The organism is Ruegeria sp. AM2, from assembly GCF_056540685.1.
Genome location: NZ_JBQFXE010000005.1, coordinates 169,105 through 180,911 on the forward strand (window position 1 = coordinate 169,105; position 11,807 = coordinate 180,911).

At 58.1% G+C, this 11,807-nt stretch carries 12 protein-coding genes, 1 tRNA gene and 1 riboswitch; of the genes, 5 read left to right on the top strand and 8 right to left on the bottom strand.

Annotated features, from left to right (window positions below; translation table 11 throughout):
* Positions 1-37: 37 nt before the first annotated feature.
* The 4 genes from ACR0CR_RS12390 to ACR0CR_RS12405 form a co-directional block, all read right to left on the bottom strand.
* The gene (locus ACR0CR_RS12390; RefSeq protein ID WP_480599490.1) at positions 38-973 is read right to left on the bottom strand and encodes a DMT family transporter; all 936 of its coding nucleotides are present in this window, start codon (positions 971-973) and stop codon (positions 38-40) included.
* A gap of 32 nt (positions 974-1,005) precedes the next feature.
* Positions 1,006-1,680: an HD domain-containing protein gene (locus tag ACR0CR_RS12395; RefSeq protein WP_480599493.1), complete on the bottom strand. Its 675-nt coding sequence runs from the start codon at positions 1,678-1,680 to the stop codon at positions 1,006-1,008.
* Positions 1,664-2,764, bottom strand: coding sequence for a chorismate synthase (gene aroC / locus ACR0CR_RS12400; protein WP_480599496.1), 1,101 nt, complete (start codon positions 2,762-2,764; stop codon positions 1,664-1,666). Before aroC ends, ACR0CR_RS12395 begins: the two co-directional genes overlap by 17 nt.
* 144 nt (positions 2,765-2,908) lie before the next feature.
* The gene (locus ACR0CR_RS12405) at positions 2,909-3,349 is read right to left on the bottom strand and encodes a 6,7-dimethyl-8-ribityllumazine synthase (protein ID WP_480599499.1); all 441 of its coding nucleotides are present in this window, start codon (positions 3,347-3,349) and stop codon (positions 2,909-2,911) included.
* 69 nt (positions 3,350-3,418) lie between these two features.
* A riboswitch (FMN riboswitch) is annotated at positions 3,419-3,569 on the bottom strand.
* A 55-nt stretch (positions 3,570-3,624) separates the two neighbouring features.
* On the opposite strand from ACR0CR_RS12405, the gene ACR0CR_RS12410 reads away from it, so the two are divergent.
* On the top strand, positions 3,625-4,239 hold the full coding sequence (locus ACR0CR_RS12410) for an FMN-binding negative transcriptional regulator (RefSeq protein ID WP_480599501.1): 615 nt from the start codon (positions 3,625-3,627) through the stop codon (positions 4,237-4,239).
* A gap of 2 nt (positions 4,240-4,241) precedes the next feature.
* On the opposite strand, the gene ACR0CR_RS12415 is transcribed toward ACR0CR_RS12410, so the two are convergent.
* Positions 4,242-4,685, bottom strand: a complete 444-nt coding sequence (locus tag ACR0CR_RS12415) for a c-type cytochrome (RefSeq protein WP_480599503.1) — start codon at positions 4,683-4,685, stop codon at positions 4,242-4,244.
* Between the two features lie 488 nt (positions 4,686-5,173).
* Between ACR0CR_RS12415 and petA the strand changes: the two genes are divergently transcribed.
* The 3 genes from petA to ACR0CR_RS12430 are packed head-to-tail and all read left to right on the top strand — an operon-like array spanning position 5,174 to position 7,904.
* Positions 5,174-5,758: a ubiquinol-cytochrome c reductase iron-sulfur subunit gene (petA, locus tag ACR0CR_RS12420; RefSeq protein WP_480599505.1), complete on the top strand. Its 585-nt coding sequence runs from the start codon at positions 5,174-5,176 to the stop codon at positions 5,756-5,758.
* Positions 5,759-5,769: 11 nt separating this feature from the next.
* The gene (petB, locus tag ACR0CR_RS12425) at positions 5,770-7,101 is read left to right on the top strand and encodes a cytochrome b (RefSeq protein ID WP_480599507.1); all 1,332 of its coding nucleotides are present in this window, start codon (positions 5,770-5,772) and stop codon (positions 7,099-7,101) included.
* 17 nt (positions 7,102-7,118) lie between these two features.
* The gene (locus ACR0CR_RS12430) at positions 7,119-7,904 is read left to right on the top strand and encodes a cytochrome c1 (protein ID WP_480599509.1); all 786 of its coding nucleotides are present in this window, start codon (positions 7,119-7,121) and stop codon (positions 7,902-7,904) included.
* Positions 7,905-8,045: 141 nt separating this feature from the next.
* Here ACR0CR_RS12430 and mtaB read toward each other — a convergent pair whose 3' ends face one another.
* On the bottom strand, positions 8,046-9,302 hold the full coding sequence (gene mtaB, locus ACR0CR_RS12435) for a tRNA (N(6)-L-threonylcarbamoyladenosine(37)-C(2))-methylthiotransferase MtaB (RefSeq protein WP_480599511.1): 1,257 nt from the start codon (positions 9,300-9,302) through the stop codon (positions 8,046-8,048).
* Positions 9,299-10,141 (bottom strand): diaminopimelate epimerase, encoded by an 843-nt coding sequence (gene dapF / locus ACR0CR_RS12440; protein ID WP_480599513.1) that lies wholly within the window; start codon positions 10,139-10,141, stop codon positions 9,299-9,301. The genes mtaB and dapF overlap by 4 nt, the downstream gene beginning before the upstream one ends.
* A 210-nt stretch (positions 10,142-10,351) precedes the next feature.
* On the opposite strand from dapF, the gene ACR0CR_RS12445 reads away from it, so the two are divergent.
* Positions 10,352-10,427: transfer RNA gene (locus ACR0CR_RS12445), tRNA-Lys, on the top strand.
* Between the two features lie 262 nt (positions 10,428-10,689).
* Here the strand turns inward: ACR0CR_RS12445 and ACR0CR_RS12450 are convergent.
* Positions 10,690-11,682, bottom strand: a complete 993-nt coding sequence (locus ACR0CR_RS12450) for a hypothetical protein (protein WP_480599514.1) — start codon at positions 11,680-11,682, stop codon at positions 10,690-10,692.
* Positions 11,683-11,807 lie beyond the last annotated feature (125 nt).

The window sequence follows — 11,807 nt, forward strand, 5'->3', positions numbered from 1 at the left end:
TGCGCTCAACCTAAGCGAAGTTGGGCAAAGGTAAAGATCAGGCTTTTGGGTCCGTTACAGATCGCGCTTTGCCGCGTTCCAAGCCCAATTGGTGTTCGCGCAGGATCACCAGCACATTGCCCGCAATCACCAAAGCCGCCCCGCCAAGCATGACAAGCGTCGGCAATTCGTCGAACCAAACATAGCCGATCACAATCGCAAACAGCATAGTCGTATAGTCATAGGGGGCCAGCATCGAGGCCTGTCCGAACCGGTAGGATGAGGTGATCAGGATTTGGGCGATGCCGCCGACAAGACCCATAGCGATCAGGATTAGTGCCTGTTCCCATGTGGGCATTGTCCACCCCCAAAAGGCTGTCAGCGCCGACAGTACGGTTGCAGTAATCGAGAAATAAAACACCACCGCCGCCGGGTGATCGACCTGCACAAGTTGGCGGATGTGGATCTGCACAAAGCCGCGCGCCATGGTTGCGGCCAGAACGCAGAGTGCCCCTACCGTGGCTGCCGTGTCCATATTGTTGCCGCCAAGACGCGGCCAGATCATGATCAGAACGCCCAGCAGCCCAATGGCCACTGCACCGATGCGGATCAGGCGAATACGCTCGCCCAGCATGAAGGCAGCCAGAATCAGCGTAAAGATCGGTGTCGCGTATCCAATCGCTGTCACTTCGGGCAGGGGCAGCAAGCTGAGGCCGGTGAAGGTAAGGCCCATGGCCGAGGTGCCCAAAACCCCGCGCCAAAAATGACCCATGGGTTTCTTGACGACAAAACCTTGCGCCAGCTCTCGGCGCCAGATCAACCAGGCAATGATGACCGGGATTGCAAAGAGCGAACGGAAAAAAACCATCTCGCCCGGCGGGAAATCATCGGACAGCGCCTTGACCAGAGCGGCCATCGAAGTGAACAAGAACAGAGCGCCCAGTTTCAGACCCACGGCCAGTATGGGTCGATGCGATGTTAACGATTTCGCCATAGGCGCGACCCTGCGCCTTTAAGGGGCAAAGATCAACGGGTGTGGTTGCTGTTCACCCAGGTTTGAGGCAGATCATTGCCGATCTCCTCGGCGAACTCTTCCAAAAATCGGATCATGCGGGCAGTGCGTCGGATCGCGATTTGACGCCCGGTTTCGGTCAGCATGTCGTCGGACAAGCTCAGCAGTTTCACTTTCCAATGGTCGAGCGAATAGTGCAGATCGTCCAGCGCCCGATGCGCTGCAAACGGGTCCGCAGCATCATAGAGCGTCCGGCCCAAAGCGCCTGACACCGAGAAATTCCGTGCGATCCCGATTGCGCCCAGCGCATCCAATCGGTCTGCATCACGCAAGATGCAGGCTTCCTGCGTTTCTGGTGCGATGTTGGCCGAGAAACTGTGCGCCAATATCGCGTGTTGAATGGCGCGGATTTGGGTTGGTTCAAAGCCCAAACCCTGAAGAATAGGCTCTGATTCTTCAGCCGATCGTCGCGAGGCCAGGTGGCGATCCGGGTCGTCTTTCGACAAATTCACCAGATCATGCAGATAGGATGCCGCCAGTAGAACCCGCATATCCGTTTGCGCTTCAGCGATGGCTTGCGCATTCACCCAGACCCGGTCCAAATGCGCCAGATCGTGGGCGGGGTCTGTCTCCATCCGCTGCGCAACGACGCCACGCAGGCGGATCCGCAGATCAGCCGATCCGTCCACGGTTTTCTCCGATTTGCCCGCGATGCAGCAGCAAGTGGTCGAGGATCACGCAGGCCATCATTGCTTCACCCACCGGCACCGCGCGGATGCCAACACAGGGGTCGTGGCGGCCCTTGGTGATGATCTCGGTTTCTTCACCGGATTTGGTGATGGTCTTGCGGGTGGTCAGGATCGACGACGTCGGCTTGACCGCAAAGCGCACCACGACGTCTTGTCCGGTCGAGATGCCGCCCAGAATGCCGCCCGCGTGGTTCGAGCTGTATTGTGGGCCGTTCTGACCCATGAATATCTCATCCGCGTTGGCCTCGCCGGTGAGTTCGGCGGCGGCCATGCCTTCGCCGATCTCAACGCCTTTGACGGCGTTGATCGACATCATCGCGGCGGCCAGATCAGTGTCTAACTTGGCGTAAATCGGCGCGCCCAGCCCTGCGGGGACACCACGCGCCACAACCTCCACCACAGCGCCGACCGAGTTGCCAGATTTTCGCAGGTCGTCCAGATACGCGGCCCAATCGTCAGCGGCCTGTGCATCAGGCGTCCAGAACGGGTTTTCTTCGATCTGGGACCAGTCGAAATTATTGCGATCGATCTTACGTGGGCCCATCTGCACCATATAGCCGGTGATCTGCACATTCGGAGCGATTTGCTTGATTGCCTCGCGCGCCAGCCCTCCCGCAGCCACGCGGGATGCGGTTTCACGGGCCGAACTGCGCCCGCCGCCGCGATAGTCTCGGATGCCATATTTTTGCCAGTAGGTGATATCGGCGTGACCCGGACGGAACTTGTCCATGATATCGCCGTAGTCCTTCGAGCGTTGGTCGGTGTTTTCGATCATCAACTGCACAGGCGTGCCGGTCGTTTGCCCCTCGAACACGCCGGACAGGATTTTGACCTGATCGGGCTCGCGTCGCTGGGTGGTGAACTTGTTCTGGCCCGGTTTGCGCTTGTCCAGCCAGTGCTGGATCATTGCCTCGTCTATCTGCACGCCCGGAGGGCAACCGTCGACAGTCGCGCCCAAGGCAGGGCCGTGGCTTTCACCCCAAGTGGTGACGCGGAAGAGGTGTCCAAAGCTGTTCATCGACATGGGGCGTGCTCCTTTGAGGGACGTGATTAGCGGGCAAGGCCCACGGCCTCAAGCGGATTTCGGCAAAGTGGCGGAGGGGGCCAGCCCCCTCTTGTGCCTTTGGCACAATTCACCCCCGGGATATTTTTAGCCAGATGAAGCCGATCAGGTTTCCACTGTCAGGGAATGACGGATGTTCGTGATCGCAAGTGCGGCCTGCGCGGCCTCGTGTCCCTTTTGGATGAAGTGGTCGCGATAGATGGCGTTGTGGTGGTCGGTTTCCTGGTACTGATGCGGGGTCAGCGAAACCGAAAGGACGGGGATGCCGGTATCCATCCCGGCACGCATCAGGCCATCGACCACAGCTTGGGCCACAAAGTCATGGCGGTAGATGCCGCCGTCCACCACAAAGGCCGCGCAGGCCACGGCCGCGTATTCGCCAGTTTGGGCCAAATCCCGTGCGAGCAATGGCATTTCGAACGCGCCGGGGACGTCAAATACATCAACCTGGTCCGAGGGGATAAGTTCCAAAAACCCGTCCAACGCGCGGTCGACGATATCGGAATGCCAGTTGGCTTTGACAAAAGCATATCGGGTGTGTGTCATCATGATCTCCTTAGCAAAACAGACACTTCACCCAAGGCGATCACGAGCAGTCGCGCCGAGCGGCACGCTACGCGTTCTCTTTCATCCGGACTGTAACCGTCGGCTCTGGCCTCTCACCAGATCTGCTTGTCACCCCGGATAGTCCGAAGCCGCTCGCGGGCTCACGGGTCATCGCCCGCATACCGCCGGTGGGGAATTTCGCCCCGCCCTGAGAACGAGGACAACCTTGCCAAGGCCGACCCGAATCTGCAAGGCGTTCCATGAGGAGACTTGTGATGCACCCAAACCCCGCATTTCGCGCCGAGGATCGCGCCCGGCACATCGCTTTTGCCCGTGACCGGGCCTTTGGCATGCTGGCGCTGTCGACCGAGGATGCGCCGCTGATAAGTCATATACCGTTTCTATTGAACGAGGACGGCACCGTTGCCGAGTTGCATCTGGTACGGTCAAACCCAATCGTGCGCGTGCTGAAACAGCCGCAGATCGCGCGGGTCGCGGTGACGGGGCCGGACGGCTATGTCTCGCCCGATTGGTACGGGATCGAAGATCAAGTGCCGACGTGGAACTATGTGGCCGTGCATCTGACTGGTCGGATCGAACGGCAACCGCGGGACGAATTGCGCGACCTGCTGGATCGCCAGTCCTCAGCTTACGAAAATCGCCTGCTACCCAAGCCTCCCTGGCGTGCGGAGAAGATGACACCCGAGGCGTTGGATCGCATGATGCGGATGATCGTGCCCTGCCGGATGCAGGTGGATGACATTCAGGGCACATGGAAACTGAATCAGAACAAACCAGACGACGTGCGCCAGGCTGCGGCGGAACGGGTGGCCGGCGGGATCGGAACCGACCTGCAGGCGCTGGCCGCGCTGATGTGCGACCAGAGCTAGAATCAGTTGCTGAACGTGGCGAGATAGGCCGCAATATCCTCGGCACCTGATTTCAGTTTTATGCTCATGTTCGGGCGGGCGGTTTCGTCGTTCAGGTAGTCCTTGATAAACCCGATGGGGTCCTTGGCATAGGCGGCGATAGTATCCTCGGTCCAGACAAGCCCCTCTTGACCGGCGCGGATCATGTCGCCAGTGAACAGCCCGATGGGCAGGCGTTCGCTGCCATTGAGATAGTCGGTCTCGGTACCGGCGACACGCCCGACCACGCCGTAGAGGTTCGGGCCGGTGATGCCGCCTTTTACCAGAACGTCCCCCTCCTTGATGATCGCGTGACAGGATGCGCAGCGGTAATAAAGCTCTTCCCCCCTTGCGGGGTCTCCGGCCGCGATGGCCTGGGGTGAAAGGAAGAGCGAAAAAAGAATCGTGATCTGGATAAGCTTTTTCATTGGGGACAGTCCTGCCGAGGTCAAACGTTGTGCGGGCCTTGCTGCATTCCCGTTAAAAGTGCAATTCAAATCAGAACCCGGCAGGAGCTTTTGAAACATCTAATTTGAATGCAACATCCCGCTGGGCCGACATCGTCCGGAAGTGGAGTTTTTGATGGCAAAAACCAGGTGAAATCCTGGTCGCGGGACGGGCGCAAGACCCGACCTGAGGTTCGATCCGCACTGCGGCGTCGCGTTTCCCGGCACACACGAATCAGTTAGGCTGTGGAAACGGCGTATTGTGCAGATTTGTGTTTGGCGATCCGCCTACTTCTTGAAAAATTGTCATGACGTTGTGACATGAATCCCCACATGCGGCGTAGTGCGCGCCTATGACCGCTGGACGAACCGATTTCTCCCCGCTAGATACCCGCGATGAGACGCCGCTTTGATGCGGTGCTTATGCATGTTTGCCCGCAACTGCGGGCGCCGGAATCGGAGAAAACCTCGTGTCCCACGCAGAAGACCACGAAGGCACCCGCAGAGATTTCCTCTACTACGTCGCTGGCGGCGCAGGTGTCGTTGCGACGGGTGCAGCCGTATGGCCCCTGATCAACCAAATGAACCCCTCGGCGGACGTGCAGGCGCTGTCCTCGATCCGCGTGGACGTAAGCGGCGTTGAGCCGGGTACGCAGCTGACCGTGAAGTGGCTGGGTAAACCCGTCTTTATCCGTCACCGCACCGGTGCTGAGATTCAGGAAGCCAAGGATCAAGACGCGGAAGGCGTCGACGCCTTGCCCGACCCACTGGCGCGGAACTTCAACCTGAACGCCGACGCTCCGGCAACCGACGAAAACCGCGTGATGCCGTCGCCCGAGGGCGAAGCACCGGGTGCATGGATCGTTCAGATGGGTGTCTGCACCCACCTTGGCTGCGTACCGCTGGGCGACGCTGGCGACTTTGGCGGCTGGTTCTGCCCATGCCACGGCTCGCACTACGACCTTGCCGGTCGTATCCGGAAAGGCCCCGCGCCTGAAAACCTGCCTGTCCCGCCCGCTGAGTGGGTCGACAACAGCACCATCAAACTCGGCTAAGGGAGACCCAGATGTCCGGAATTCCCCACGATCATTACGAGCCGAAGACAAACGGCGAAAAGTGGCTGAACAGCCGCCTGCCGATTGTCGGCCTTCTGTATGACACCCTGATGATCCCGACCCCCAAGAACCTGAACTGGTGGTGGATCTGGGGCATCGTCCTGGCGTTCTGCCTGGCGCTGCAAATCGTCACCGGTATCGTTCTGGTGATGCACTATACCCCGCATGTTGATCTGGCCTTTGCCAGCATCGAACACATCATGCGCAACGTGAATGGCGGCTATATGCTGCGCTATCTGCACATGAACGGCGCATCGCTGTTCTTTGTTGCGGTTTACATCCACATCTTCCGTGGCCTGTTCTACGGCTCGTACAAAGCCCCGCGTGAGATCACGTGGATCATCGGGATGCTGATCTATCTGATGATGATGGGCACCGCCTTCATGGGCTACGTTCTGCCCTGGGGTCAGATGTCCTTCTGGGGTGCGACCGTGATCACCGGCCTGTTTGGCGCGATCCCGTTTGTGGGTGAGGCGATCCAGACCTGGCTGCTCGGCGGACCCGCGGTGGATAACGCCACGCTGAACCGCTTCTTCTCGCTGCACTATCTGCTGCCCTTCGTCATTGCGGCGCTGGTGATCGTGCATATCTGGGCCTTCCACACCACCGGCAACAACAACCCGACAGGTGTTGAAGTGCGCCGTGGCTCGAAAGCCGAGGCCGAGAAAGACACACTGCCGTTCTGGCCTTACTTCGTGATCAAAGACCTGTTCGCACTTGCAGTGATCCTGGTTGTGTTCTGGGCGGTTGTGGGCTTCATGCCGAACTATCTGGGCCACCCCGATAACTATATCGAGGCTAACCCGCTGGTCACACCTGCGCACATCGTGCCTGAATGGTACTTCCTGCCCTTCTACGCGATCCTGCGTGCCTTCACAGGCGAGGTCTGGGTTGTACAATTCGCCAGCTTCATCACTGGCGGCATCATCGACGCCAAGTTCTTTGGTGTGATCGCAATGTTCGGTGCGATCCTGGCGATGGCTCTGGCCCCGTGGCTGGACACATCAAGCGTACGTTCGGGCAAATACCGTCCAATGTTCAAATGGTGGTTCTACCTGCTGATCATCGACTTCTTCGCCCTGATGTGGCTGGGTGCAATGCCTGCCGAGGAACCCTATGCGACCTTCTCGCTGATCGCTTCGGCCTACTGGTTCGCCTATTTCTTCGTGATCCTGCCGATCCTTGGCGTGATCGAGAAGCCCGAGGCGCAACCTGAGACCATCGAAGAAGACTTCAACGCGCATTATGGCAAGGCTGACGCCGACGCCACGCCGGCCGAGTAAGAAGAGGGACCGGAAACATGTTCAAGAAACTTGCAATCGGTGCCGCGTTTGCCCTGGCCCTCACCCCTGCTGCGTCTTTCGCGGCAGGTGGTGGCGAGCAGCATATCGAGGATTTCCAATTCTCGTTCGAAGGGCCGTTTGGCACATGGGACAAGCACCAGCTTCAGCGCGGGCTTCAGATCTATACCGAGGTTTGCGCAGCCTGCCATGGCCTGCAATATGTGCCGCTGCGGACGCTTGAAGATTTGGGCTATTCGGAAGAAGAGGTCATTGCCTATTCCGAGGCCAATTTCGAAGTGTTCGACCCCGAGCTGGACGATTTCCGCCCGGCCAAACCCGTCGACCACTTTCCAGCGAACACTGGTGTTGGTGCGCCTGACCTGAGCCTGATGGCCAAGGCCCGCGCCGGATTCCACGGCCCTTATGGTCTGGGGATCAATCAGTTCTTCAAAGGCATGGGCGGTGCGGAATATATCGCCTCGTTGCTGGATGGGTACACCGGTGAGGAAAAGGAAGAGGCAGGCACCGTTCTTTATGAGAACAAAGCCTTCCCCGGCGGCTGGATTTCGATGGCGCCGCCACTGTCCGAGGATCAGGTTGAATTCGCGGACGGTCACCCGGCCACGGTTGAGGCCATGTCCGAAGACATCGCCGCCTTCCTGATGTGGACGGCCGAGCCGAAGATGATGGAGCGGAAGTATTCCGGCTTTGTCGGCGTGATCTTCCTGTCGGTTCTGTCGGTGCTGCTGTACCTGGTAAACAAGCGCCTGTGGGCCGGTGTTAAGGGCAAGCGCCAGGACTAAGGTCTTTGCATCGCTGAGATTGAAAGCCCCCGCGCCAGATGGCGGCGGGGGTTTTTGTTATGGGCTGCGTAAAGGGGCCAGCCCCTTCTTGGCCTGCGGCCAATTCAACCCCGGGATATTTTTGGCCAGATGAAGGGCGGGTCAGGCTTTGAGTTGGCTTTCGGTGTGATCGGTGATCGTAGCGGTGACGATCTGGCCTTCGCGTTGGGGGGTGGTGAAGGCGACTTCGGTGAATTGTTCGGTGCGACCTATATGCGGGTTTTCCATCAGGATGTGATGGGTTTTGCCCAATTGTGCGGTCAGGTGTTTCGCGACCTGAGCGTCTCCGGCAGCGCGCAGGCGCGCGGCGCGGGCTTTGATGATGGTGCCGTTGATCTGCTGCGGGATGCGGGCCGCGGGCGTGCCTTCGCGTTTGGAGTAGGGGAAGACATGCAGCCAGGTCAGGTCACAATCCGTGACCAGTTTCAGCGAGTTTTCGAAATGGGCCTCGGTCTCAGTCGGGAAACCCGCGATGATATCCGCGCCAAAGGTCATATCGGGTCTCAGCTTGCGGGCCTCTTCGCTGAACCGGATCGCATCGTCGCGCAGGTGGCGACGTTTCATCCGTTTCAGGATCAGGTCGTCGCCATGCTGCAGCGACAGGTGCAGGTGGGGCATCAGGCGCGACTCGGTGGCGATGGCCTGCATCAGGTTCTCATCCACTTCGATCGAGTCGATCGAACTGATCCGCAGGCGCGGCAGGTCCGGCACCAGTTTCAGGATCCGCATCACCAGATCGCCCAGTTTGGGCTGGGCGGGCAGGTCCGCGCCCCATGAGGTGAGGTCGACGCCGGTCAGCACGACCTCGTTGTAACCCCGGTCCACCAGCCGTTTGATCTGATCCACCACAACGCCCGCCGGGACGCTGCGCGAGTTGCCCCGACCGTAGGGGATGATGCAAAACGTACAGCGGTGGTCACAGCCGTTCTGGACCTGCACATAGGCCCGGGACCGGGTTCCAAAGCCGTCGATCAGGTGGCCTGCGGTTTCCGTAACCGACATGATGTCGTCGACCTGCACGGCCTCGGTTTGCCCGATGAAATCGGCGGCCATGCCTGTCCAGGTCTCGGGCTGCATTTTCTCGGTGTTGCCGATGACGATGTCGACCTCTTCCATACGGGCGAAGGTTTCGGGTTCGGTTTGGGCCGCGCACCCGGTCACAATCAGGCGCGCATTGGGGTTTTCGCGGCGCAGCTTGCGGATCTCCTGTCGGGCCTTACGGACGGCCTCGGCTGTCACGGCACAGGTGTTCACCACGACCGAATTGCTGACGCCAGCCTGCTGCGACAGTTCTTTCATCGCCTCAGTCTCGTAGGCGTTCAGGCGACAACCCAACGTGGTGAATTTGGGGGCGTTCATCCCAGCGACCTCAGGAACTCAGGGGTTAGCGTTCCTGAAAACACGTGGCAGGTGGGGCCGGTCATCCAAACACCATCCTCGCACCAGTCGATCCAGATCGTGCCGCCATCCAAGTCGATCTTCACCTTGCGCCCGGTCAGGCCACGCCTTGCGGCCGCCACAGCCGTCGCGCAGGATGACGAGCCCGAAGCCAGGGTAATGCCCACGCCGCGTTCCCACACGCGCATACGGATGTGATCCGGGCCGATGACCTGTGCCACCTGCACATTGGCCCGTTCGGGATAGAGCGGGTGGTGTTCGTAGCGTGCGCCAAATTCGGTCAGAGGAATGGCTTCGGCATCATCGACAAAGAACGTGCAATGCGGGTTGCCCATCCCGGTCGCCGTCGGCGCGCCTTCGATCGGCAATTCGAGCGTATCTACGTCTTCTGCCAGCGGAATTTCGCGCCAGTCCAGCTGGGGCTGACCCATGTTCACCGACGTCAGCCCATCGCCGGCATCGCAGGCATAGAGCGTGCCGCGTTCCGTGGTCAGGGTCAGGTCGGACTTGCCGGTTGTGTCCATCAGAAATCGCGCAATACATCGGGTGGCATTGCCGCATGCGGCCGAGGTCGATCCATCCGCGTTATAAAACACCAAATGCGCATCTGACTTTCCGTCTTCGATGACCGCAAGCTGGTCGAACCCGACGCCGAATTGCCTGTGCCCGATTCCTTTCGCAAGCGCGGAAGACACTTCGACAGATTGCGCGCGCGCATCTACAATGACAAAGTCATTGCCCAGCCCGTGCATCTTCATGAAGGGCAAACCCGAGGTCAGTATTCGTTGCATGGCGGGCATATAACCGTGTGCATTGAATGAATCCACCCCATGGCGCAGATTCCTGAAAAAAGGGCTTGACCCCCTTGCTCCACCTGCCTAATTAGGCCGCCTATCGGGACGCCGAACGCAAGAAATTGCCGGTGGATCGAGGCGCAAAATAAGGCTTGAACCCAATCGGGTAAATGCCCTAGAGAGCGCCACGGATCGCCAAGATCCTAACAAAAGAGTGGGCCGTTAGCTCAGTTGGTAGAGCAACTGACTTTTAATCAGTGGGTCGCAGGTTCGAATCCTGCACGGCTCACCACTTTTTCTAATATAAATCAACGACTTCCGGGCAGTAAATCGCGTTGAACTTCTCTAACGCGAGAGCCGCTTGCCGTGTTGGGGGACACTTGGGGGACTCGTGGCGAGATTTCGCATTCACTATCTTCAAAAAGCGGTTTTTGATCAGTTCAAAGAATAGAAACCTGGTTGAAATTCGTCTGTTCTTGAGAGGGCCAAGGATAACTCGCCCAGTAGCACCAAGGACAACAAGTCAACCGTTGCGGTGCAAGCCGAAGTAAGTGTTAAGCGAGATTCGTGAGTTTCGACTCAGGAACGAGCCTAGCAAAGCTGTCCATCGCTCCAATTTCGATGAACACAGGCTCGCTGGATGACATTCCACCAATTGGTCTAGCTGCAATCCTGTGTTCTTTCTGGTACGCGTAAGCGAAGTGTTTCATCATTTCGGGGACAGGTGGTTTGCCGCTCCATCGAAAAGGATCGAAGTACTCCACGGGGCCAGCATGAATGTCCGCCTGCCCCACTGCTTTCTTGATGGCTTTTTTTACCTTTCTGACGAACAATTCTTTGTTCTCGATGACGAGTGCGGCGTCTGCGTCAAAGTCTGTTGGCATTCGCCTGTCCATCTCCAGGCATGTAGAGAAAAGAAAGTAGTCAGGAACGCTTAGTCTCAAAGATACGGCACCCCCTGAGATTGGCAGGTTCTGGCCTCGGACATTTATGTGACTTTGCCCTTCCAGAGCTTCTTTCATTGCCGGTATCCGAAAAACCTTTTCTGTTTCCAGGTCCCTCATCGATTTTAGGAGGCTTCCCTTGGAATAGAAGGAAGCTGGAGCCAGTCGGATTCTCCCAAACTTCAGCATTGGCTCCAAGTGTTCCCGTCGCGAGAACTTGACTATAGTGTTGGCTTTTTGTGTCGGAAGGCCTTCGAACATGGAGACCCCCGGAGGAGTGCCGTTTCGGAAATACTTGGCTATCTCGGATTGAGCCTTGTTCAAAAGGTCATGTTGGATTCCACCCCTAGAGTTGCACGCTTCCATAATTTGGGTGAAAACTCGGAAGAATTGCTTGTCTCTGCGGATGTCGTCTGCTTCGAATGAAATTTGACCTACGTCATTTAATCCCACTGTGTTGCTGAAGATATCGATAAATCTTTGAAATAACTCATCTTCGCTGCAAAGCAGTAGATACGGGTTTCGATAGTATTCAAGCCGCCACCATTCATGCCGAGCCAGTTTCCCGGAATTGGAAATGCGCTCGGCTTCGATTTCAGCCATTCTAGTTTGATACCAATCGAGAGTCTGTGGAATATCCATAGTACGGTCTCAGTTTCAGCCGTGCACCCCAGCACTCATACGACTATCCCTGAGCAACCACCAGCGGCGGATCTTTCGGAAACGAC